This is a genomic window from Mesorhizobium sp. WSM4836, from assembly GCF_055811815.1.
On record NZ_JBVVQF010000010.1, the window covers coordinates 84,734 to 106,579 of the forward strand.

At 64.0% G+C, this 21,846-nt stretch carries 27 protein-coding genes; 6 read left to right on the top strand and 21 right to left on the bottom strand.

Annotated features, from left to right (window positions below):
- Positions 1 to 33: 33 nt before the first annotated feature.
- Together AC0L2P_RS14215 and tesB are read right to left on the bottom strand one after the other, a co-directional pair.
- Positions 34 to 372 carry a P-II family nitrogen regulator gene (locus AC0L2P_RS14215; protein ID WP_023679755.1) on the bottom strand — a complete coding sequence of 113 codons (339 nt, stop codon included), beginning with the start codon at positions 370 to 372 and terminating at the stop codon, positions 34 to 36.
- A gap of 219 nt (positions 373 to 591) precedes the next feature.
- Positions 592 to 1,467: an acyl-CoA thioesterase II gene (gene tesB, locus AC0L2P_RS14220; protein ID WP_473501889.1), complete on the bottom strand. Its 876-nt coding sequence runs from the start codon at positions 1,465 to 1,467 to the stop codon at positions 592 to 594.
- A 100-nt stretch (positions 1,468 to 1,567) separates the two neighbouring features.
- Between tesB and AC0L2P_RS14225 the strand changes: the two genes are divergently transcribed.
- A complete protein-coding gene (locus tag AC0L2P_RS14225; protein WP_473501890.1) occupies positions 1,568 to 2,812 on the top strand; it encodes a ubiquinone biosynthesis hydroxylase in 1,245 nt (414 codons plus the stop codon).
- A 212-nt stretch (positions 2,813 to 3,024) separates the two neighbouring features.
- Here the strand turns inward: AC0L2P_RS14225 and AC0L2P_RS14230 are convergent, their stop codons facing one another.
- Together AC0L2P_RS14230 and AC0L2P_RS14235 are read right to left on the bottom strand one after the other, a co-directional pair.
- Positions 3,025 to 3,381 carry a YciI family protein gene (locus AC0L2P_RS14230; RefSeq protein ID WP_473501891.1) on the bottom strand — a complete coding sequence of 119 codons (357 nt, stop codon included), beginning with the start codon at positions 3,379 to 3,381 and terminating at the stop codon, positions 3,025 to 3,027.
- Between the two features lie 2 nt (positions 3,382 to 3,383).
- Positions 3,384 to 3,602, bottom strand: coding sequence for a hypothetical protein (locus AC0L2P_RS14235; RefSeq protein ID WP_473501892.1), 219 nt, complete (start codon positions 3,600 to 3,602; stop codon positions 3,384 to 3,386).
- A gap of 237 nt (positions 3,603 to 3,839) precedes the next feature.
- Here AC0L2P_RS14235 and AC0L2P_RS14240 point away from each other — a divergent pair, with 237 nt between their 5' ends.
- Entirely contained in the window at positions 3,840 to 4,265 is a 426-nt protein-coding gene (locus AC0L2P_RS14240; protein ID WP_473501893.1) for an OsmC family protein, read from the top strand.
- Between the two features lie 251 nt (positions 4,266 to 4,516).
- Here the strand turns inward: AC0L2P_RS14240 and AC0L2P_RS14245 are convergent, their stop codons facing one another.
- From AC0L2P_RS14245 to AC0L2P_RS14275, 7 genes are all read right to left on the bottom strand, one after another.
- Entirely contained in the window at positions 4,517 to 5,158 is a 642-nt protein-coding gene (locus tag AC0L2P_RS14245) for a YceH family protein (protein WP_473501894.1), read from the bottom strand.
- 228 nt (positions 5,159 to 5,386) lie between these two features.
- The gene (locus AC0L2P_RS14250; protein WP_473501895.1) at positions 5,387 to 6,166 is read right to left on the bottom strand and encodes a succinate dehydrogenase iron-sulfur subunit; all 780 of its coding nucleotides are present in this window, start codon (positions 6,164 to 6,166) and stop codon (positions 5,387 to 5,389) included.
- A complete protein-coding gene (locus AC0L2P_RS14255; RefSeq protein WP_473501896.1) occupies positions 6,166 to 6,603 on the bottom strand; it encodes a DUF3052 family protein in 438 nt (145 codons plus the stop codon). The genes AC0L2P_RS14250 and AC0L2P_RS14255 overlap by 1 nt, the downstream gene beginning before the upstream one ends.
- Positions 6,604 to 6,605: 2 nt before the next feature.
- The gene (gene sdhA / locus AC0L2P_RS14260) at positions 6,606 to 8,444 is read right to left on the bottom strand and encodes a succinate dehydrogenase flavoprotein subunit (RefSeq protein WP_473501897.1); all 1,839 of its coding nucleotides are present in this window, start codon (positions 8,442 to 8,444) and stop codon (positions 6,606 to 6,608) included.
- Positions 8,445 to 8,447: 3 nt separating this feature from the next.
- The gene (gene sdhD, locus AC0L2P_RS14265; RefSeq protein ID WP_292663226.1) at positions 8,448 to 8,843 is read right to left on the bottom strand and encodes a succinate dehydrogenase, hydrophobic membrane anchor protein; all 396 of its coding nucleotides are present in this window, start codon (positions 8,841 to 8,843) and stop codon (positions 8,448 to 8,450) included.
- A gap of 1 nt (position 8,844) precedes the next feature.
- Positions 8,845 to 9,264: a succinate dehydrogenase, cytochrome b556 subunit gene (gene sdhC, locus AC0L2P_RS14270; RefSeq protein ID WP_473501899.1), complete on the bottom strand. Its 420-nt coding sequence runs from the start codon at positions 9,262 to 9,264 to the stop codon at positions 8,845 to 8,847.
- Positions 9,265 to 9,506: 242 nt separating this feature from the next.
- Positions 9,507 to 10,034: a hypothetical protein gene (locus tag AC0L2P_RS14275; RefSeq protein ID WP_473501900.1), complete on the bottom strand. Its 528-nt coding sequence runs from the start codon at positions 10,032 to 10,034 to the stop codon at positions 9,507 to 9,509.
- 107 nt (positions 10,035 to 10,141) lie between these two features.
- Here AC0L2P_RS14275 and AC0L2P_RS14280 point away from each other — a divergent pair, with 107 nt between their 5' ends.
- On the top strand, positions 10,142 to 10,501 hold the full coding sequence (locus AC0L2P_RS14280) for a hypothetical protein (RefSeq protein WP_473501901.1): 360 nt from the start codon (positions 10,142 to 10,144) through the stop codon (positions 10,499 to 10,501).
- Here the strand turns inward: AC0L2P_RS14280 and AC0L2P_RS14285 are convergent.
- Positions 10,485 to 11,699, bottom strand: a complete 1,215-nt coding sequence (locus AC0L2P_RS14285; RefSeq protein ID WP_473501902.1) for a GGDEF domain-containing protein — start codon at positions 11,697 to 11,699, stop codon at positions 10,485 to 10,487. The genes AC0L2P_RS14280 and AC0L2P_RS14285 overlap by 17 nt on opposite strands.
- Positions 11,700 to 11,776: 77 nt before the next feature.
- On the bottom strand, positions 11,777 to 12,973 hold the full coding sequence (locus tag AC0L2P_RS14290; protein ID WP_473501903.1) for a GGDEF domain-containing protein: 1,197 nt from the start codon (positions 12,971 to 12,973) through the stop codon (positions 11,777 to 11,779).
- Between the two features lie 161 nt (positions 12,974 to 13,134).
- Here AC0L2P_RS14290 and AC0L2P_RS14295 point away from each other — a divergent pair, with 161 nt between their 5' ends.
- On the top strand, positions 13,135 to 13,446 hold the full coding sequence (locus tag AC0L2P_RS14295) for a hypothetical protein (protein WP_473501904.1): 312 nt from the start codon (positions 13,135 to 13,137) through the stop codon (positions 13,444 to 13,446).
- 59 nt (positions 13,447 to 13,505) lie between these two features.
- Here the strand turns inward: AC0L2P_RS14295 and leuC are convergent, their stop codons facing one another.
- The 6 genes from leuC to rplS form a co-directional block, all read right to left on the bottom strand.
- Positions 13,506 to 14,915, bottom strand: a complete 1,410-nt coding sequence (gene leuC / locus AC0L2P_RS14300; protein WP_473501905.1) for a 3-isopropylmalate dehydratase large subunit — start codon at positions 14,913 to 14,915, stop codon at positions 13,506 to 13,508.
- Positions 14,916 to 14,989: 74 nt separating this feature from the next.
- A complete protein-coding gene (locus tag AC0L2P_RS14305; RefSeq protein WP_473502035.1) occupies positions 14,990 to 15,142 on the bottom strand; it encodes a hypothetical protein in 153 nt (50 codons plus the stop codon).
- A gap of 74 nt (positions 15,143 to 15,216) precedes the next feature.
- Positions 15,217 to 15,852 (bottom strand): class I SAM-dependent DNA methyltransferase, encoded by a 636-nt coding sequence (locus AC0L2P_RS14310; RefSeq protein WP_473501906.1) that lies wholly within the window; start codon positions 15,850 to 15,852, stop codon positions 15,217 to 15,219.
- Positions 15,853 to 15,904: 52 nt separating this feature from the next.
- The gene (locus tag AC0L2P_RS14315; protein ID WP_473501907.1) at positions 15,905 to 16,720 is read right to left on the bottom strand and encodes an amino acid ABC transporter permease; all 816 of its coding nucleotides are present in this window, start codon (positions 16,718 to 16,720) and stop codon (positions 15,905 to 15,907) included.
- 76 nt (positions 16,721 to 16,796) lie between these two features.
- Entirely contained in the window at positions 16,797 to 17,594 is a 798-nt protein-coding gene (locus AC0L2P_RS14320) for a transporter substrate-binding domain-containing protein (protein ID WP_473501909.1), read from the bottom strand.
- A 263-nt stretch (positions 17,595 to 17,857) separates the two neighbouring features.
- A complete protein-coding gene (gene rplS, locus AC0L2P_RS14325) occupies positions 17,858 to 18,403 on the bottom strand; it encodes a 50S ribosomal protein L19 (RefSeq protein ID WP_473501910.1) in 546 nt (181 codons plus the stop codon).
- A 340-nt stretch (positions 18,404 to 18,743) separates the two neighbouring features.
- Between rplS and AC0L2P_RS14330 the strand changes: the two genes are divergently transcribed.
- On the top strand, positions 18,744 to 19,496 hold the full coding sequence (locus tag AC0L2P_RS14330) for a sulfite exporter TauE/SafE family protein (protein ID WP_473501911.1): 753 nt from the start codon (positions 18,744 to 18,746) through the stop codon (positions 19,494 to 19,496).
- On the opposite strand, the gene trmD is transcribed toward AC0L2P_RS14330, so the two are convergent.
- Both trmD and rimM read right to left on the bottom strand, forming a co-directional pair.
- Complete coding sequence (gene trmD / locus AC0L2P_RS14335) at positions 19,478 to 20,176, bottom strand: tRNA (guanosine(37)-N1)-methyltransferase TrmD (protein ID WP_473501912.1); 699 nt, start codon at positions 20,174 to 20,176, stop codon at positions 19,478 to 19,480. The two genes, AC0L2P_RS14330 and trmD, sit on opposite strands and share 19 nt — an antisense overlap.
- A complete protein-coding gene (rimM, locus tag AC0L2P_RS14340) occupies positions 20,173 to 20,772 on the bottom strand; it encodes a ribosome maturation factor RimM (RefSeq protein WP_473501913.1) in 600 nt (199 codons plus the stop codon). Before rimM ends, trmD begins: the two co-directional genes overlap by 4 nt.
- A gap of 115 nt (positions 20,773 to 20,887) precedes the next feature.
- On the opposite strand from rimM, the gene AC0L2P_RS14345 reads away from it, so the two are divergent.
- Positions 20,888 to 21,826, top strand: a complete 939-nt coding sequence (locus tag AC0L2P_RS14345; RefSeq protein WP_473501914.1) for a tyrosine recombinase XerC — start codon at positions 20,888 to 20,890, stop codon at positions 21,824 to 21,826.
- The last annotated feature ends 20 nt before the right edge of the window (positions 21,827 to 21,846 follow it).

Sequence of the window (21,846 nt, forward strand, 5' to 3'; positions counted from 1 at the left end):
ATTGAACTCTCCATTGGAATACGTATCCGCGGCTCAAAGCGCGTCGGTGTCTGTTTCGCCGGTGCGGATGCGCACCGCCTGGTCGATGCCGAAAACGAAGATCTTGCCGTCGCCGATCTGGCCGGTCTTGGCCGCCGCAGTGATGGCTTCGACGGCCTTGTCGACCATGTCGACAGCGACTGCGACTTCGATCTTGATCTTCGGCAGGAAGCTGACCGCGTATTCCGCCCCGCGATAGATTTCCGTGTGCCCCTTCTGCCGTCCGTAGCCTTTTACTTCGGTGACGGTCAGGCCCTGGATGCCGACTGCGGTGAGCGCCTCGCGCACCTCGTCGAGCTTGAACGGCTTTATGATTGCCATCACGATCTTCATAAGGTTTCACCCTTTGCTGTTGCGGGTCCCCGCGTTTGCACGACTTCGCCGATCCCCATGAGAGCCGGAGAGTGCCCGCTGGGATTCAAGCTCCGTGCCAATTGCCGAAGCAGGGTGTTAAGCTGTTGTTAAACAACGAAATCGGGAAGGTTTGCCGACTGCCTGTTCACAGGCGCGGCAGTGCTTGTGATTAAAAAATAGGCAAATTTCGAAAAATGCCTACTCCGCAGGCGGCCGCTTCAGCCGGATGAGTCCTTCTTGGGCAACCGAGGCGATTAACGTGCCGTCGCGGGCAAACAGCGAGCCCCGGGTAAAGCCTCGCGATCCTTGCGTCGACGGGCTGTCTTGCGTGTACAGCATCCAGTCGTCGTGCGGATGGCTGCGATGGAACCACATGGCGTGGTCGAGGCTGGCCGCCTGGATATCGCGATCGAAAATGGCGCGGCCATGGGCAAAGGTCGAGGTGTCGAGCAGCGTCATGTCGGAGAGGTAGGCGAGAACGGCCGCCTGCGTGGCGCGGTCGGCCGGCACCGGGCCGGTGGTGCGGATCCAGATGTTCTGCTTCGGCTCGAGCTTTTCCCGGCTGGTGTAATGCTTCAGCATCACCGGCTTCATCTCGATCGGCCGGTCGCGCTCCCAATAGCGCTTGATGCCGTCGGGCACGGCTTCGCCGAACTTGCCCAGCAGTTCGCGCTGCGACAGCAATGTGTCCGGCGCCGGCACGTCCTGCGGCATCGGCACCTGATGTTCGAGGCCGACCTCATCCTGCTGGAACGAGGCTTCCAGCGAAAAGATCGCCTGGCCGTGCTGGATCGCCACGACGCGGCGCGTGGTGAAGGAGCCCCCGTCGCGGATGCGGTCGACCTCGTAGATGATCGGCACCTTGGTGTCGCCAGGCCGCATGAAATAGCCATGCAGCGAATGCACGTGGCGCTCGGGCTCGACCGTTCGCTGCGCGGCGACCAGCGCCTGGGCGATGGTCTGGCCACCGAAGATGCGCTGCCAGTCGAGCTTGGGGCTGCGACCACGATACAGGTTGTGTTCCAGCTGCTCGAGGTCGAGAATGCCGAGAAGCTCGTCCATGGCTGCCGTCATCTTGACCTCGCCGCAAAATTAACATGGCGGTTTCCGACAGGAACAGCGGGCAGTCAAGGGCGCAATGCCCGGCGACAGTCAGGCTGCGAAAGGAATTGCCATGGTCGACAGCAAGAATTCGCTCGACGTTCTGGTCGCCGGTGCCGGTTATGTCGGCTTGGCCGCCGCCGTGTCGCTGAAGCAGGCGCGGCCGAGCCTCGCCGTCGCCATCGTCGATGCAGCACCGGCCGGCGTTTGGCAGAAGGACGGCCGCGCCTCGGCGATTGCCGCTGCAGCGTCCCGCATGCTCGACCAGCTCGGCGTCTGGAGCGAGATCGCGCCGGAGGCGCAAGCGATCACCGAAATGATCATCACCGATTCGCGCACGACGGATCCGGTCCGCCCGGTGTTCCTCACCTTCGACGGCGAGGTCGCGCCCGGCGAACCCTTCGCGCACATGGTCGCCAACAAGGATTTGAACCGCGCCTTGCGCCGGCGCGCCGAACAACTCGGCATCGGCATCATCGAAGGCGTCGCCGTCAGCGCCTTCGATGGCAACGGCGCCGGCATCACCGTGCATCTTGCCGACGGCGCGACGCTCAAAGCGCGGCTGCTGGTCGCCGCCGACGGCGTCAATTCGAAGCTGCGCGACATGGCCGGCATCAAGACGGTGAACTGGGAGTATGGCCAGTCCGGCATCGTCTGCACGGTGGCCCACGAGCGGCCGCACAACGGCCGCGCCGAAGAGCATTTCCTTCCCGCAGGCCCGTTTGCCACGCTGCCGCTGAAGCCGGGCAAGGACGGCACCAACCGTTCCTCGATCGTCTGGGTCGAACGGTCGCAGGATGCGGAAAAACTGGTCAGTGGCGACACCCTGGTCCTGGAATATGAGCTCGAGCAGCGCTTTGGCCTGAAACTCGGCGAAATCCATATCGCCGACAAGCCGCGTGCCTGGCCCCTCGGGCTGACCATTGCGCGCGCCTTCATCGCGCCGCGCATCGCCTTGGCCGGCGACGCCGCCCACGGCATCCACCCGATCGCCGGCCAGGGTCTCAATCTCGGCTTCAAGGACGTGGCGGCGCTGGCCGAAGTTGTGGTCGAGGCCGACCGGCTTGGCCAGGACATTGGCGCGCTCGACGTGCTCGAGCGCTACCAGCAATGGCGGCGTTTCGACACGGTGCAGATGGGCATCACCACCGATGTGCTGAACCGGCTGTTTTCCAACGATTTCGGCCCGCTGCGCACTTTGCGCGACGTCGGCCTCGGCCTTGTCGAACGGATGCCGCGGCTGAAGGGGTTCTTCATTCGCCAGGCGTCCGGTCTGTCCGGCGAAGCGCCGAAACTGTTGAAGGGCGAGGCGATTTAGGGCGTGTTGCCCGCGGTGAAACTCGATTGTTCGTTTCAGCGGCAAATCGCTCACGTTGCGGAGACTTGGGTAGCGTTGCACTCCTTCGCGCCCCTCTCTGTCCGGCCGACATCAACGATTCCGCGCGCTCCACTTAACGGAATATGGAACCACGGTCTGCCCCACTGTGCGTTCGCTCTGCCCTCGGATGACGAAGCCGGCCGCCGACATCCCTACCAATCCGGCACGTTGTAGATCGCCCGCACCTCGATCGTGCCGATTTCGGCCAGCGGAATGCCGCCGGCGATCTCCAGCGCCTCGTCGAGGTCACCGGCCTCGATCATGACGAAACCGAGCAACTGCTCCTTGGTCTCCGCAAAAGGCCCGTCGGTGACCAGCCGCTTGCCCTGGCGCCGGCGCACGGTCTTCGACGTCTTTACCGATTGCAGCGCCTGCGCGATGATCAGCCGCCCGCTTTGCTCCACCGACCTGTCATAGGCCAGCGAATCGGCGTCGAGCTTGGCCAGTCTCGCAGGTGTCATTGCGTAGAGATCTTTTTCTTCACCGTAGACCAGGCAAACGTATTTCATCTTTACCTCCATTCCTGGGTTGTATCGTAGGACGAGGCGACGGCAACGTCAGCCGGGCCTTTGGCCGCTGCATAATCCAGAAAGGACACCGCAATGCCGATAATGGCAATCGCCGCAAGCAGCCGGCCAAAGCCGGAAGACGGCACGCGCGACCAGTCGGCTTGTTGTTCACCGGCCCTGTGGCTGGTGTTTGTCCAGTGAGCAGAAAACAGATTGTTCATGTGGTCCTCCATCCGGCCACCAATTGCATGGCCGCCCGCAGGACGGCCCCGACAGAGGGAACCCGACATTTTTGCACGCGTATTTTTTTCGCGATTTTTTCCTGAGCGATTTTTTTGCCTGACCCTGATGTGTCACGCTGCCGCCGACAGAAAGCGCGGGTGGCCTTCGCCCCCGCGTGCGCTATAGTCGACTGGATGCCGATCACGGGCTCAGCCACGACAATCAAGGAGGAATTGATGGACCGCACCGCCAACGCCGTTTGGAAAGGCAGTCTCAAGGAAGGCAAAGGCACACTCGAAACCCAGAGCGGGGCGCTGAAAGGCACGCCCTATTCGGCCAAGACGCGTTTCGAGGACGAGAGCGGCAAATCCGGCACCAACCCGGAAGAGCTGATCGCCGCCGCCCATGCCGGCTGCTACGCCATGCAGCTTTCGCATTTTCTCGCCGAGAACGGCACTCCGGCCGCCGAGCTCGACGCCAAGGCCGTGGTAACGCTGGTTCCCGGCACCGGCATCACCGGCAGCGCGATCACGCTGGTCGGCAAGGTGCCGGGCATCGATGCCGGCAAGTTCAAGGAGTTGGCCGAGAAGGCCAAGGCCGAATGCCCGGTTTCAAAAGCGCTCGGCGCCATCAAAGTATCGCTCGACGCCAGGCTCGGCTGAGCAGACCACTTTGCCAGGAAAACGCCGGCCCAGAGCCGGCGTTTTGCATTTCCAGAGGCTGGCGATCCTTCGCGCCCCCTCTGTCCTGCCGGACATCTCCCCCACGAGGGGGGAGATTGGCAGCTTCGCCGTCCCGCAATCTTTCAACGTTTGAGATTGGCGAAGGCCGAGGTGACATCCAATCTCCCCCCATGTGGGGGAGATGTCCGGCAGGACAGAGGGGGGCGCTGTCCCTCCGACATCTCGAATGACTATTGGCTTCGTTCGCCAGCGAGCACCTCGATGCGTGCACGCAGCGCCGCGACCTCTTCCTCCAGCGCACGCACGCGCGCTTCGAGGTCGGGCGCCGCTGCCGGTGATTGCCGTGGCGCCGCGGCCGCAGATATCTCCACCGGCCCGCTGAGCAGATGGACATAGCGATCCTCGCGCTGGCCTGGGCCGCGATCGATCTGCTGCACCAGCGGCGGCCGGCGGCCGATCAGCAGATCGAGATTGCCGCGAAGCTCCTCGATCGACGGCAGCCGCGCCATACGCTCGCTTCGTGCCAGCAATTCATAGGCCGTCTGCGGGCCGCGCAGCAGCAACAGGCCGAGCAGCGCGATCTGCGCCGAGGTCAGGGAAAAGCGCTGCGCCACGACATGCTCGTAGCGCTCGACGCGCGACGCGAACACCTGCCTGACAAGGCCCTTCTGCTCGAGCTGGCCAAGCGCCCGTCTGACCTCGGCAAGCTCAACCGACATCACCGGCTCGCGCGCCGTCTTCTGGTTGGCCGCCGCAAGTGCCGCATTGAGCGTCAGCGGATAGACGTCCGGCGTCAGCTCCTTCTTCTCGATCAGACAACCGAGCACGCGCGCCTCGATGGGGGAGAGGATGGGAAGGTCGGTGTCGGTCATTGGTGGTATCCATTTGAAGTCGGCGGGACAGCGCCCCCTCTGTCCTGCCGGACATCTCCCCCACTTGGGGGGAGATCGGCAGCTTCGCCGACACCGCGTCATCCTTCAACCTCAGAGATTGGCGAAAGCCGCGATGACAGCCAATCTCCCCACTCGTGGGGGAGATGTCCGGCAGGACAGAGGGGGGCGCGAAGGATCGCTGCGGATGAGACAATCCCGGCAGCAATCCTAAACCCGCCTTTCCACCATCATCTTCTTGATCTCGGCGATCGCCTTGGCCGGGTTGAGTCCCTTGGGGCAGGTCTGGGCGCAGTTCATGATGGTGTGGCAGCGATAGAGCCGGAACGGGTCTTCGAGATTGTCGAGCCGCTCGCCCGTCGCCTCGTCCCTGGAATCGATCAGCCAGCGATAGGCCTGCAGCAGCGTCGCCGGGCCGAGATAGCGCTCGCCGTTCCACCAGTAGCTCGGGCAGGAGGTCGAGCAGCAGGCGCACAATATGCACTCGTAGAGCCCGTCGAGCTTTTCGCGGTCCTCATGGCTCTGCAGCCATTCCTTGGCCGGCTCGGGCGACACCGTCTTCAGCCACGGCTCGATCGAAGCGTGCTGGGCGTAGAAATTGGTGAGATCGGGCACCAGATCCTTGACCACGGCCATATGCGGCAGCGGATAGACCTTGATCGCGCCGGAAATGTCGTCGCAGCCCTTGGTGCAGGCGAGCGTGTTCGACCCGTCGATGTTCATGGCGCAGGAGCCGCAAATGCCTTCGCGGCAGGAGCGGCGCAGCGTCAGCGTCGGGTCGATCTTGTTCTTGATCCAGAGCAGCGCGTCGAGCACCATCGGCCCGCAATCGTCTATGTCGACGAAATACGTATCCATGCGCGGATTCTCGTCGTCGTCCGGCGACCAGCGGTAGATGCGGTATTCGCGCAGATTGGTCGCGCCCTCCGGCTTCGGCCAGGTCTTTCCCTGCTTGATCTTCGAGTTTTTCGGAAGCGTGAGTTCGACCATTACCTCAGGTCCTTTCGGATGACGAGCTTCAGCCCGGACCAGATCTCGTTCACGGCGGCGACCTTGACGTCGACGAGGTCGAGCTTCAGCGCCTCGGCGCGGATCACGTCCTCGGTGACGTCGGTCGGCACTTTCGATGCCTTCTTCGGCCATGACACCCAGACCATGCCGTCCCGCTTGATCGCGGCTTCGACGTCGCCGAGACGGTCCTCGATCTCGACACGCTGCCGGGTGAAAGCATGTACCGCATCGTATTTCTCATGAATGCCCGCAATCGCCGACCAATCAGCCAGCCGGTCGACGTGGGCAAAGTCGACGGCGCCGGCCAGCTCGTCGAGTTCGGGCGGCAAGGCAACGAAAGCGGCAACCATCCCGTCCTTCAGGCCGAGCTTGGCTGGAAGGGGTGTGCCGGAATATCCAGCTGCCGCCAGCGCCATGATCAATACACCCTGGCCTTTGGCGCGATCTTGGCCGGGTTGATGCCGCCGTCTGCTTCCTTGAGCAGCGTCTCGGTGTGCACCGGCCGATAGGTGAGCGCCACCTCGCCGGCCTCGTTGAGCCGGGCCAGCGTGTGCTTGCGCCAGTTCGCGTCGTCGCGGGCCGAAAAGTCCTCCCGCGCGTGCGCGCCGCGGCTTTCCTTGCGCGCCTCGGCGCCGTAGACGGTGGTGATGGCGTTGGCCATCAGGTTTTCCAGCTCCAGCGTCTCGACCAGGTCGGAGTTCCAGATCATCGAGCGGTCGAACACCTTGACGTCGCCGAGCTCACCCCAGATCTGCGAAATGCGCTTGCAGCCGCTTTGCAGCGATTCCTCGGTGCGGAACACCGCCGCGTCCTCCTGCATCGCCTTCTGCATCTTTTCGCGCAAGACCGCTGTCGGCGTCGAGCCGTTGGCGTGACGCAGCCGGTCGAAGCGGTCCATGATCTTTTCGACGGCGGCCTCGTTGGGCGCGGGTATCGCCGATGTGCGGTCGATCACCTGGCCGGCCCGGATCGCCGCCGCGCGGCCGAACACCACCAAATCGATCAGCGAGTTGGAGCCCAGCCGATTGGCGCCGTGCACCGACGCGCAGCCGGCCTCGCCGACCGCCATCAGCCCGGGTGATACCTGGTCCGGATTCAACGCCATCGGGTTCAGCACCTCGCCCCAGTAATTGGTCGGCACGCCGCCCATATTGTAGTGGACCGTCGGCAGCACCGGGATCGGTTCCTTGGTCAGATCGACGCCGGCAAAGATCTTTGCCGATTCGGAAATACCCGGAAGCCTCTCGTGCAGAACGGCCGGGTCGAGATGGTCGAGATGCAGGAAGATGTGATCCTTCTTCGGGCCGACGCCGCGGCCCTCGCGAATCTCCAGCGTCATGCAGCGCGAGACCACGTCTCGGGAAGCCAGGTCCTTGGCTGACGGCGCGTAGCGCTCCATGAAACGCTCGCCCTCGGAATTGACGAGATAGCCGCCCTCGCCGCGCGCGCCCTCGGTGATCAGGCAGCCGGCGCCGTAGATGCCGGTCGGGTGGAACTGCACGAACTCCATATCCTGTAGCGGCAGGCCTGCGCGCGCGGCCATGCCGCCGCCATCGCCGGTGCAGGTGTGGGCCGAGGTGGCCGAGAAGTAGGCGCGGCCATAACCGCCCGTCGCCAGCACCACCATTTTCGCCGAAAAGCGGTGGACGGTGCCGTCGTCGAGGTTCCAGGCGACGACGCCGGTGCAGGTGCCGTCCGGCTCCATGATCAGGTCAAGGGCAAAATACTCGATGAAGAACTGCGCATTGTGCTTCAGCGACTGGCCGTAGAGCGTGTGCAGCATGGCGTGGCCGGTGCGGTCGGCGGCCGCGCAGGTGCGCTGCACCGGCGGCCCCTCGCCGAAATTCATCATCATGCCGCCGAACGGCCGCTGGTAGATTTTCCCGTCCTCGGTGCGGCTGAAGGGAACGCCGTAATGCTCGAGCTCGTAGACCGCGGCCGGCGCCTCGCGCACCATGTATTCCTGCGCGTCGGTGTCGCCCAGCCAATCCGAGCCCTTGACCGTGTCGAAGAGATGCCACTGCCAGTTGTCTGGCCCCATATTGGCGAGCGAAGCGGCGATGCCGCCCTGCGCCGCCACCGTATGCGAGCGCGTCGGGAACACTTTGGTGATGCAGGCGGTGCGCAGGCCTTGCTCGGCCATGCCGAGCGTGGCGCGCAGGCCGGCGCCGCCGGCGCCGACGACCACGACATCGAACTTGTGGTCGACATAGCTATAGGCGGAAGCCGTGTTGGCGTTCTTCGCGTCCTTGGCCAAAAATCAGCCTCCAAATGCCAGTTTAAGCAGGGCGAAGACCGAGGCGACGCCGACGACTACGGGAAAGAATGTGTTGAGGGCGAGCAGCGCCAGCCTGGTACCCTCGCCATGCACATAGTCTTCGATGATCGCCTGCATGCCGAGCCGCATGTGGTAGAGCACCGACAGCAGCACCAGCGCCAGCACCAGCGCCACGAACGGATTGGCAAGTGCGGCGCGCACCTCGAGATAGCTGGCGCCGTTGAGTGCAATCAGGAAGCCGACGAAGAACAGGACCAGCGGGATGTTGGAAATCGCCGTCAGCCGCTGGCGCCAGAAATGGCCGGTGCCCTCGCGGGCGGAACCGAGGCCGCGAACCTTTGCCAGCGGCGTGCGCATGTCGGTGTTCTTGCCGTTCATGTCAGGCTCCCCGCGCCATGTAGCCGGCGATCCAGATCAGCAGCGTCAGCGTGACCGAGCCGGCCAGCGTCGCCCAGGCGATTCTGGAGGCCGTATGCTTTTCCAGCCCTGCCCCAGTGTCCCAGATCAGATGGCGCACACCGCCTAGCATGTGGTGCATCAGCGCCCAGCTGTAGCCGAACAGCACCAGCCGTCCCAGCCACGAGCCGAAGGCCCAGTTGACGGCGTTGAAGGTCGCCTCCGAGCTCGCCGCCGCCATCAGCCACAGCGCGACCAGCAGCGTGCCGAAATAGAGCGCCCCGCCGGTGATGCGGTGGATGATCGACATCGTCATGGTGATCGGCGGCCGATAGACGGTCAGGTGCGGCGAAAGCGGCCTTTCACGTCTGGCAAATTCGCGGCTGCCTGGTGATTTGCTCATGGCTCCCCCAGTTCGGCGTCTCTGGAGTCCCAGATGGAAATGCGGCATTGCCGCTTCCGGTTGCGACTTCGGACAGCCGGTTTCTAATGCTCTTTTTGCACCGCGTCAAAGCCGGAAAACCGTTTCGAAAACGTAATTTAATCTGATGAAAGCGAGGCTTTCAGGTTCAATCGATTAGGACTGTCGCCTTGAGCCGGCACAATGTCGCTGCACTGCAAAATATTGCTGCCGCACCGGGGGGATCAGCGTTTACAGGCCAACGGTGATGCACCGCCCTTCATCACCAGCGCGTCACGCCCATCGATCACGATCGCGTCATGCGCCTCACCGTAACGGCTGGTCTGATTGGCCGGTGAGGCCGGCAGCTCGGAGCCGGCGCCGTCGGGGCCGAGCACGCGCACCGACGTGCCGAGATTCTCGATGGTCATCACGCTACCGTCGGCGCAGTGGTAAGTAGCAGTACGCGGCTGCCGTGCCGTCGGTTCGCTGGCGGCGGGAGCAAGCGATACGGAAGCCGCGGCCGTATTGCCGAGCTTGGGCGCGCTGGCCTGCGGCGCGCAGGCGGCGGCAGCTAGCAGCGGCGGAATAGCCAGCGCCATCCGAAACGTGCGGCGTAATCTCATATGCTGCTTTCCCCCGCGCACATCGAGCCCGCCGCGATGCTCCGGCAAGCCACCGGATTTCATCCCTTTTGAGTCGCGCTCGATGCTGGCGATGGTGGGGACAAGGCATGGCCGAATGATGGCCGGTGGGCGATCGAAATTAACCATGTTTTTCGAGACCTCGCAGCGGTGTCGGTTGCCCTCTTAACAAAGGTTAATAAAAGGTTAATTTCTGATTCGAGGAGGCTTGCCTCTCAGCAATGGAGCAGCACGCCATGCATTCGAATTCAGCAGGATCGCGCTTTCCCTGGTTTCTATTGGCGGCGCTCGCCGTCGGCATCGCGGCACCGGCATTCGCCGGGACGCGCCACCACGACCGCGTCTATGCCGATTCCATCGGCAATCTGGTCATCGAAAGCACCGCCGGCTACAAGCGTATCCTCGTCGGCGAGGGCAAGCTGGCCAAGGAATTGTCCAACTACACCAACGCCGGCGAGCCCGACGTGATCTACGAAAACGAATCGGTCGATGTCCGCGGCGGCGACTGCTACAGGCCGCCGGTTTTCGTGAAAGGCCGCAGCTATATGTACGGCCTCTCCGACGGCCAGATGCCCGAGCTCAGCCCCTGCCGCTGACGCCGCCCTTTGTCGACGGCGCCGGCTGGGCAGCAGCCGGCCCCGCCGAGACACGCACGCAATCGCGGCCGCTGCCCTTCGCCTGATAAAGCGCTTTGTCGGCGCGCCGCAGCAGGTCGGAAAAGCTTTCGCCCGGACCAAGCTCGGCAACGCCGAAGCTGGCGCTGCAGCGATGATCCGCCGGCAGGCAGTCGATGGGCGTGGCACCGAAGGCGGTACGCGTGCCCTCGGCAAAGAGCCGGGCGGCGGCTAGATTGGTCCCCGGCAGGAAAATAGCGAATTCCTCGCCGCCGATGCGGCCGGCAACATGATGGTCGGCCGCGGCCTCGCGGAGGAAACCGGCAAAGGTCTCGATAACCCGATCGCCGGACGCGTGGCCGTAAGTATCGTTGATGCGCTTGAAGTGGTCGAGATCGGCAATGACCAGTGCCGCTGGAACGGCCCGCCGCATGGCGTCGCGCAGTGCGATCTCGGCATGGCGCTCGAAGCCGCCACGGTTGAGCAGCCGTGAAAGCGTATCGGTTTCCGACCTCGACGTCGCCTCGGCGAGCACGTCGCGGACCAGGATAGCCAATGTCACCAGTGCAAGCGCCAGGCCGAACACGGTGCCGATAGACTGCGACACCAACGCGTAGCTGGTCTGCGCATAAGATTGCGGGTTGGCGCCCCAGCCACCAAGCGCATGGGCGATGAAGGGTTTGCTGGCGAACTGCAGGGTGCTAGCCGCCAGGACAGCCATCAGCATGTAGTCGAGCCGCTCGCGTCTTTGCCTGGACGACAAGACGATCGCCAGCCCGGTGAATTGCATGGCCGCATAGGGAAGCTGGTAGGCGGCCATTCGCACAAAGGACTGACGTGGCAGGTCCTGTACCAAGTAGACCGCTAGGGTGGCGAAGACCAGGAAGAACAGCATCGGCGGCCAAGGCGGCGTGACGCCGTATTTGCGAGCAAGCCCGCCATTGAAGGCGACGGTGGCACCGAGGAAAGCGGCAAAGGCGGCGACAACCACGGGGCGCGCATTGTCGAAGGCAGGAATGCTGAACTCGATCGCGAAATAAGCCATGCCGAGCACATAGCCGAACGCCAGCCAGCGCGCCGATACACGTCCGGCGTCATAGACCGCTATTGTCATGAACGCCGCTGCCAGCAGCCCGGCAACGAACAGGTTGATCACCAGGATGAAATTAGCGCTGCCCATTGCGTTTTGGCACTCCCCGCCGAACAGCAAATCACCGAGGCGCGAAAAAGACGTTAATTCGAAGCCGCCGCTGACGCTTAGCCGGCACTGGTCCGATCGGGAAGGACGACCGCTTCAGGCCGCTGATAGGACAGGCACACGCTGTCGCGGCCATTCCTCTTGGCTTTGTATAGCGCTTCGTCGGCCCGGCGCATCAGCGGATCCAGCCCTTCGTCGCCGGTACGGGCGGCCACGCCGAAGCTCGCGGTCACTCTTGTCTCGGGCGGAAGCCCGTCGATGCTGCCCGCCGCATAGAGCGAGCGAATGGCTTCGGCAAACAGTCTTGCCGCGCCAAGGTCGCTGAGCGGCAACAGCACGGCAAACTCCTCGCCGCCGATGCGGCCGGCAACGCCGCGCGTGCCTGCAGCCGACAGAAGCTTGGCGGCGAAGTCGGCGATGACGCGATCGCCGGCCGCGTGGCCATGCCGATCGTTGAGTGCCTTGAAATGATCGAGATCGGCCAGCACCAGCGTAACCGGCAAGCGCGCCATGGCGCAGTGCTGCAGGACAAGCGTGGCGCGCTCCTCGAAGCCGCGGCGGTTGAGCAGCCCAGATAGCGGGTCGGTCAGGGTTTCGGTCTTCAGGGCCTTCATCACATCGAGCGCGGCGGCGCCGAACAGGCAAAGTGCTATAAGCAGCGACAGCAACGCATGCGACAGCAGCGCCGTCGTCCAGTAGGACGAGGTGTAAAGCCCTTCATAGCTGGTGAACGGCCCATGTGCGATGACGACGGCAAGCGTCCGCGCCAGGAAGTTCAGGCCGGAAAGCAGCGACAGCACGAACAGGATCATTTCCGTCGGGCCGTTGTTGCGCACCACGCGCAACTCGGCAGCGACAACCAGGCTGATGGCGCCGAAACTGAAATTGACGGCAAGGATGCGCCAGGTCAGATCCGGCCGGGCAAAAAGAAACCACGAGAACGCGGCCAGGCCGCCGCAGGCCAGAATGCCGACCGCCGGGTAAGGCACGCGCCGCCCGTAGCGCGCAATGACCGCGGCGGCGAGACAGCAAGTGGCAAAAGTGAAGCACAGGACCGAGATGAGCTTGGTCGGCGCCATACCGACCGGCAGCGTGAAATACTGGAGCAGGAAGCCTGCGGCCGAGGCCGAGTAGCCCGCCGCCAACACGGCCAGATAGGGACGGTGGCGCTGATAGAACCACAGCACGAGAAATGCCGCGCCGAGTGTGAGGGCGATGCCTGGATTGAGCAGCGCTATGAGCAGGCCGGTGTCCAAGCGCTGTGAGTTCCCCTCGCTTCCCCTTGGAGGACCTTAGAGCGGAAGCCCAAACAAGCGGTTAAGCGAAAGCGAATATATACACGATGCACGAACAAAGCCGCTGGGCGGAACCGCGAAACGCGGGCGGCGTTTCACGACGGCAACCAGGAGACGCTCCGATGGCCGACACGATCATGCTGACCGATCACGATGCAATTCGCTCATGGGCCGCGGCGCGCGCCGGCTTTCCGGCGATTGTCGACGTGTCGCCGGAAGCCGGAACGCAGCCCATGCTGAGGCTGGTCTTCGGCCAGCATGCCTACCAGGACCAGGATGAGGCCGAACGCCCGGTCAATGCCGGCGGCTACGAACTGGTCGAATGGGACGAATGGTTCAAGCTCTTCGACGAGCGCCAGCTGGCGCTGGTCGTCGCAAAGAATCAACCCGGCCGACGTGAGGGATTCCACGAATTCGTCAGACGGCCCGGCTGAAAAGAAGGCCCGAACCGCATTGCGGCTCGGGCCTCATATCCGACTGCACGCGCCCTGCGCTATTTCCAATCGCGGATGTCGACGAAATGGCCGGCGATCGCCGCCGCCGCCGCCATTGCCGGCGACACCAGGTGCGTACGGCCCTTGAAGCCTTGGCGGCCCTCGAAATTGCGGTTCGAAGTCGAGGCGCAGCGCTCATGCGGCTTCAGCCGGTCGTCATTCATGGCAAGGCACATCGAGCAGCCCGGCTCGCGCCAGTCAAAGCCTGCGGCGACAAAGATCTTGTCGAGGCCTTCGGCCTCGGCCTGTTCCTTGACCAGGCCGGAACCCGGCACGATCATCGCACTGACCCGCGGATTGACCTTCTTGCCTTCGATCACCTTGGCGGCGGCACGCAGATCCTCGATGCGGCCATTGGTGCAGGAACCGATGAAGACGCGGTCGAGTTCGATATCGGTGATCTTGGTGCCCGGCGTCAGGCCCATATAGTCGAGTGCGCGTTGCTTGGAGGTGCGCTTGTTGTCGTCGGCGATGTCGTCCGGGTTCGGCACGATGCCTTGCACCGAGACCACGTCTTCGGGCGAGGAGCCCCAGGAGACGATCGGCGGCAGTTTTGCCGCGTCGAGCACGACCGCCTTGTCGAAATGCGCGCCTTCGTCAGACTGCAGCGTCTTCCAGTAGGCGAGCGCGGCATCCCAGGCTTCGCCCTTGGGGGCGCGCGGCTTGTCCTTGACATAGGCGAAAGTGGTGTCGTCGGGCGCGATCAGGCCGGCGCGCGCGCCGGCTTCGATCGACATGTTGCAGATCGTCATGCGGCCCTCCATCGACAGCGCGCGGATCGCCTCGCCGGCATATTCGATGACATAGCCGGTGCCGCCCGCCGTGCCGATCTCGCCGATGATGGCGAGAATGATGTCCTTGGCGGTGACGCCTTCCGGCAGTGCGCCGTCGACGCGTACCAGCATGTTCTTGGCCTTGCGCTGGATCAGCGTCTGCGTCGCCAGCACATGCTCGACTTCCGAGGTGCCGATGCCATGCGCCAGCGCCCCGAACGCGCCATGCGTCGAGGTGTGGCTGTCGCCGCAGACGATGGTCATGCCGGGCAGCGTAAAGCCCTGCTCGGGACCGATGATGTGGACGATGCCCTGGCGGATGTCCTTCTCGGAATAATATTCGATACCGAAATCCTTGGCGTTCTTGGCCAGCGCCTCGACCTGGATGCGGCTTTCCTCGTTCTTGATGCCGAACTTGCGCTCCGGCGAGGTCGACACATTGTGGTCGACGACGGCCAGCGTCTTTTCCGGATGCCGAACCTTGCGGCCGGTCATGCGCAGGCCTTCGAAAGCCTGCGGGCTGGTGACTTCGTGGACCAGATGGCGGTCGATATAGAGCAGGCAGGTGCCGTCGTCCTGGCGGTCGACGACATGGTCGTCGAAAATCTTATCGTAGAGGGTGCGCGGTGCGCTCATGTGCGTAAATCCGTCGATCTTAAACAGGGAAAAGGACGCCGGTCGGCCCGGCGAAACAGCCTGGCGAGTCTGCCCTAGCTAAGTCGGCTGGTCAGAGCGCCGGAAACGCGCGCGGAAAATCGCGACGGCAGGCGTTTTCTGTCCTGCAGCACGAAACCTTTGTAGGCCGGATCGCCAAAAAGCTCTTCCATGGCGCTGCTCATATCAATGTTTTGGCTTTTCAGCAATCGGCGGGTGCGTGGCGCGGAACCTAGGTTCCTCTCCCCCGCTTTGCGGGGCGAGGAGCAACGGCCAAGCTTGCTCAAACCACCTCGAACACAAACGTTTTCACCAGCGCGTCGGGCTCGGCGATTGCGTAGCAGCGGAACCACGGGCTCTCCTCGACCGGCCGCCATTTTTCCGCCTGCTCCAGTTCGTCAAACACGGCCTTAAACCCGCCACTTTCAAACACCTGGTCACGAACCGTGAAGATGGCGTGGCCGCCCTTCCTGGTGATGCGCACCAGCTCATGCAGGCCCGACGCCGGCGCGTGGCTGATGGTGAACACGCCGGTCGAGAAGAAGGCGCGGAAATACCCGTCCGCCCAGGGCAATGGCCCGCCGAGCATCGCCTGTTTCAGCTCGCTGTAGGCCTGCCGGCTGCCGGCGATTTTCAGCATGTCCTGCGACAGGTCGAGCCCGGCAATATCGTGATAGCCGAGTGCCTTGAGCGACGGCCCCGAGAGGCCGGTGCCGCAGCCGGCGTCGAGCAGCGGCCCTCCGCCGGGCGGCACGTGGCGCGCCACCCAGGCGGTGATCAGGAACGGCAGGAGATAGCCGAGCGCCGCGGTTTCGCCGTCATAGGTCGCGGCCCATTCCTCATAGGCCTTGGCCAACGCCTCAGGCGTGTCGGCCGTATAGACCGCTTCCAGCGCCGCATTGGCCTTGTCGATGATCATGGGTCCTCCCCGGTCGCGTCCGCTCGATGGTAGCGCCGATTTCGCCTGCCTTCTATTCCCCATTCTGGTGGCGCAGCCGCTTCTCCAGCGCCCGCAAGGCCAGCGACAGGCCGACCGTCAGGATGAGATATATATAGGCGACGATCGAATAGGTTTCGAAGAAGCGGAACGAGCCGACGGCGTAGATCTTGCCCATCTGGGTGATGTCGGCGACGCCTAGCACCGAGACCAGCGAGGAATCCTTGACCATGGCGACGAAATCATTGCCGAGCGGCGGCAGGATGGTGCGGATCGCCTGCGGAAAGACGACCAGCCGGAAGCGCTGAGTACGCGTCAGCCCGAGCGCCTTCGCCGCCTCGATCTGCCCCTTCTCGACCGCCTGGATACCGGCGCGGAACACCTCCGAGATGAAGGCGGAATAGCCTATGGTCAGCGCCATGACGGCGCGCCATAAAAGCGAGACGTCCCGTACCAGCAGCTCGCCAAACAAGCCGGCGCTTTGCAGCGGCGCCGTCAGCACGTTCCATGCCGCGACGAAGGCCGGAGCGCCGGCAAAGGCGATCCAGAACAACAGCACCAGCATCGGCACGCCGCGGATGATCTCGACATAGAAACGGGCGATCTGGCTGAGCCAGCGTGACCCTGACAGGCCCATCAGTGCGACGCCGAGCCCGATCGCGCAAGCCAGCGCGAAGGCGACCACAGTGACAAAGATGGTGACGCCGATGCCCTTGGCGACGGTCGCGAACACCTGGGCATAGAGGTCGCTGGCCGCGATGAAGATGGCGGCCGCCAAGGCGATCGCCACGGCCACGGCAAGCCACCAGGGGAAGTCGGATTTGGTGGTGGTTGGGGGCGCCGGCGGCATCAAGCAGTACCGGTGATAGAGTCGCCCAGAGTCAGCACGCGTTCCCGCGCATCACCCCGCACCCGCGACAAAAGTCCTACTGCCCCATCTTGTAATCGAGGAACCACTTCTTGTTGAGTGCGTCGAGCGTGCCGTCGGCCTTGAGCGCGGCGATTGCCGCGTTGACCGGCTTTACCAGGTCCGAACCCTTGGGGAAGATGAAGCCGAAATCCTCGGTGCCGAGCGGGCCGCCGATCAGCTTAAGGCCGCCATTGGACGCATCGACATAGCCCTTGCCGGCAGTGCCGTCGGTGAGCACGACGTCGACGTCGCCGGTCTTCAACGCCTGCACCGTCGCGCCGAATGTCTCGAACAGCTTGATGCGCGGGTTCTGCTCATTGCCGTCGAGCACGCTGTAGACGGCGGTGTAGAAGGGCGTGGTGCCGGCCTGCGCGCCGATCAGCCCATCCTTGAAGGCGGCGAACGTCTTGGCGTCGCTGAAGCGCTTCTCGTCGCCGCGCACCAGCATGAACTGTTCCGAGCGCATATAGGGGTCGGAGAAATCGACCTTCTGCTTGCGGTCGTCCTTGATGGTGATGCCGGTCATGCCGATGTTGTACTGATTGTCGGAAACCGCCTGGATCATCGCGTCCCAGGAGGTGTTCTGGTATTCGACCTTGAAGTTCAGCCGCTTGGCGATCTCGTTCATCGCGTCATATTCCCAACCGATCTGCTTGCCGGTCTTGGCGTCGATGAACTGCAGCGGCGGATAGGCATTTTCCGTCACCACCACCACTTTCTTGCCGCCGAGGTCGGGCAGCGCCTGCGCCAGAGCCGCGACAGGCACGAGAAGGCAAGCCAGCAGGCCGGCCAGCAGCAGTTTCGAATTGATCATGACGATGCTCCCCAGGAACTGAACCGCCTCGATCGGCCGAGGCACGCAGGAAATCCGGCGCCGACTTTAGCTTTCCGCCGGCGCCTTGCAAGCCGCTCCGATGCGGCGTTCGGCACGAAAATGGATTCCAATGCTTTCAACGAAGGGATTACGGAACGATCCGTTTCGATAGCGGACCGACGCGGCCCGGCAAAATAGAATCCGCCTCGCGAAACAAAAAGGCGGCCGAAGCCGCCTTTCCGAAAATACGTTCTTGAAGAGCCTTATTCGGCGGCAGCTGCTTCCGCAGCCTTAGCTGCCTCTGCCTCGTCGGCGGCCTTCTTCTCGGCGGCGTCCTGCGCAGCCTTCTCGGCGGCCAGCGCCTGGGCGGCGGCCACTTTCTCGGCCTCGATGCGCGCCTTCTCGGCGTTCAGCGCATCGCGCTCTTCATCGTTGAGCTTGCGGGCGCGCACGCCGGTGTTTTCCGAAATACGCGCCGATTTGCCGCGACGGTCACGCAAATAGTACAGCTTGGCGCGACGCACCTTGCCGCGGCGCACGATCTCGACGCCCTCGACCATAGGCGAATAGACCGGGAACACACGCTCCACGCCTTCGCCGTAGGAGATCTTGCGGACGGTAAAGTTTTCCTGGAAGCCGGCGCCGGCGCGCGCGATGACGACGCCCTCATAGGCCTGGACGCGGGTGCGGGTGCCTTCGGTCACGCGGACCTGGACGCGCACGGTATCGCCGGGCTGGAATTCGGGAAGCTTGCGCTTAGCTTCGATCTTGGCGGCCTGCTCGGCCTCGAGCTGACGGAGGATGTCCATCTCATAATTCCACTTCTTGTTCTTCCGACAGTCAGAGCGTCCGACACTCGCCTTGCAGTCGCATCGACCGCTCGGCTATGCCCTTCGTTCGAGAACTTCGGGCAGGGGCGACTACACCGTCATTGTTGACGGGTCCGGGAGAATTTTCTTCCGGTTCGGCGCGCACATACAGCTATTTCGGCACTTTGTCACGCCTTGCCTGTTTCTTTTTTGGCGCTGCTTCTTTTTGGCTGGCGCCCGCTGTGGCAATCCCGTGATCGCTTGTGGTCCAGGGGGTTGCGCCCGCGCTTCAAGCTTTCTAAGCCGGAATAAGCATTTTCCTCCAGCGACGACACTCCTCATGCCAATCTTGGACGCGGTCCTGCTCTTTCTCGCCGGCTTTCTATCAGGCGCGGTCAACGCCGTCGCCGGCGGCGGCACGTTCATAACCTTTGGCGCCATGACCCTGGCCGGCCTGCCGCCGATCGTGGCCAATGCGACATCGTCGGTGACGCAATTTCCTGGCTACATCACCTCGACGCTCGCCTATTGGCACGACATCAAGCATTTCTGGCGCGGCGCACTGCTGCTCAGTCTCATTTCGGCTCTCGGTGCGCTGTCTGGCGCGCTCATCCTTCTAGGGCTCGACAACCCGTCGTTCCGCGCCTTAGTGCCGTGGCTGCTGCTGGCGGCAACCGCATTGTTCGCTGCCGGGCCATGGCTGAAGCCGGCGCCCAAGCCGGAGCATGAAGCCGCCGTGGGTTCGCTGGTCGGGTCGCTGGCGCAGTTCACCACCTCGGTCTATGGCGGCTTCTTCGGCGCCGGCATGGGCGTCATGATGCTGGCGACGCTCGGCCTCACCCAGTCCGGCGACTATCACCGGCTGAACGCGCTGAAGAACATGCTGGCCGTGGTCATCGCTGCGGTCGCCATCCTGGTCTTTGTCTCCGGCGGTGTCATCGCCTGGCTGCAGGCGATCATCATGATTCCGGGTGGCGCGCTCGGCGGCTATGCCGGCGTTTGGATCGCCAGGCGCGTGCCGCAGAACGCGGTGCGCGGCTTCGTCATCGCCGTCGGCCTGTTCCTGGCCTTCTACTATTTCGACAAGGGTTGAGCGGCTGAAAGATCCGGCCTTCGCTCTTTCGTCAGCCTCTCCGCTTCGGCGCGCCGCCACGCCGCGATCTTCTTGTGATTGCCCGAAATCAGCACTTCGGGAATCGGCCGGCCCTCGAATTCCTGCGGCCGCGTATAATGCGGATGTTCGAGCAGGCCGTTTTCAAAGCTCTCTTCCTCGCCCGATACCGCGTTGCCCATCACGCCGGGCAACAGGCGCACCACGGCGTCGAGCAGCACGAGTGCCGCCGGTTCGCCGCCGGACAGGATGAAGTCGCCGATCGACACTTCCTCGAGGTCGCGCGCCTCGATGACCCGCTGGTCGACGCCTTCGAAGCGGCCGCAGACGATCACCGCACCCGGCCCGCCGGCGAGCTCGCGCACACGGCGCTGCGTCAGCGGTTTTCCACGCGGGCTCATCAGCAGTTTTGGACGCCGATCGCCCGGCGGCGAGGCGTGGTCGATGGCGCTGGCCAGCACGTCTGCCCGCATCACCATGCCGGCGCCGCCGCCGGCCGGCGTGTCATCGACGGTACGGTGACGATCGGTGGCAAAGTCGCGGATCTGGATCGTTTCGAGCGACCAGATGCCGGTCTCGAGCGCGCGTCCGGCCAGCGAAAGGCAAAGCGCGCCGGGAAACATCTCGGGATAGAGCGTCAGCACCGAAGCCGAAAAACTCACCGGTTGCCTCCGGCGTCCCTCGGCCCGCGCGGCCTGCCCTTCGGGTCGAAACCGTCGTCTCCGGCAGGCTCGCCGCCCTCGTCCGCGACCAACCCTGCGGCGGCCGGATCGATGCGGACAAAGCCGCCGGCGATCGAAACTTCCGGAACGGCGGCCTGCGTGAACGGGATGAGCACGCCTTTGCGCCCCGCCAGCGTCACATCGAGAATGTCGCCGCCGCCGAAATTATGCACGGCGACGACCTTGCCGACGACCGCACCGGTGTCGTCCTTGACCTCCAGCCCGACGAGGTCGGCATGGTAGAATTCGTCCTCTTCGCCCTCATCGGGCAACACCGAACGATCGACGAACAATTCGGTGCCGGCAAGCGCCTCGGCGGCATTTCGGTCGTTGACGCCTTTGAACCGCACCACCACCACGGTGTTGGCAGGCCTGATGTCGACGATCTGGAAGGCGCGGCCATCCCTGGCGTAGAGCGGACCGTAATCGGCCAGCGCCAGCGGGTCGCCGGTAAAGCTCTTGACGCGCAATTCGCCCTTGATGCCGTGCGCGGCACCGATCACGGCCATCTGGACGGGGTTTTGCGGCTTGGTCATCTGCGGAAAATCCTTTGCCTTGCTCTAACCCCAGCCCGTCGTCATTTCAATGATGCCGCTCTTCACCGCTTCCTAACCCGCGTGCCGGAAGATGGCGGGGAACTGGAAGAGTGCAATGCAGGAATTTCTCATACCGGCAAAACCCGATCTTCAGGCGGCGCGCGAGGCCTGGCTGAAGATGCTGGCGCGCGAACGCCGGCTGTCGCCCGAAACCGTCGAGGCCTATGAGCGCGACACGCGCCAGTTCCTGCATTTCCTGACCGGCCATTGCGGCGGCTCGCCCGGCATTTCCGACATTGCCGATCTGCGCCCCGCCGATTTGCGCGGCTTTCTCGCCGCCCGCCGTGCCGAGGGCGCCGGCGCCCGCACGCTTGGGCGCGGGCTGGCCGGCATTCGCTCGCTGCTGCGTTTCCTGGAACGGCGCGGCCTCGCCAATGCGGCAGGGGCGGCAGCCTTGCGCGCGCCGCGGCAGCCGAAATCGCTGCCCAAGCCGCTGACCGCAAGCGATGCAAAACACGTTGTCTCAGTGGAAGGCCAACTGGCGGAGGAGCCGTGGATTGCCGCCCGCAACGCCGCCGTGCTGACCCTGCTCTATGGGTCCGGCTTGCGCATTTCCGAGGCGCTCGGCCTGTCGGGCGCCGATCTGTCGTCGCCCAGCGATACAGTGCTGCGCGTCACTGGCAAGGGCGGCAAGAAGCGGCTGGTGCCGGTGCTGCCGGTGGCGCTGCGGGCGATTGCCGAATACCGCCGCTTGTGTCCCTATCATCTCGATCCCAAGGGCTTGCTGTTTCGCGGTGCCCGCGGCGGCCCGCTCAACCCGGCAATCCTCCAGCGCGAGATGGCCAAGCTGCGCTCGGCGCTCAACCTGCCCGACACGGCGACGCCGCATGCGCTGCGCCATTCGTTCGCCACGCATCTGCTTGGGCGCGGCGGCGACCTGCGCACCATCCAGGAGTTGCTCGGCCATGCCAGCCTGTCTACGACGCAGACATACACCGGCGTCGACACCGCGAGGCTGCTCGAGATTTACGAAGCAGCTCATCCTCGCGCGTGATGGACGGTTGAATCGGTGAC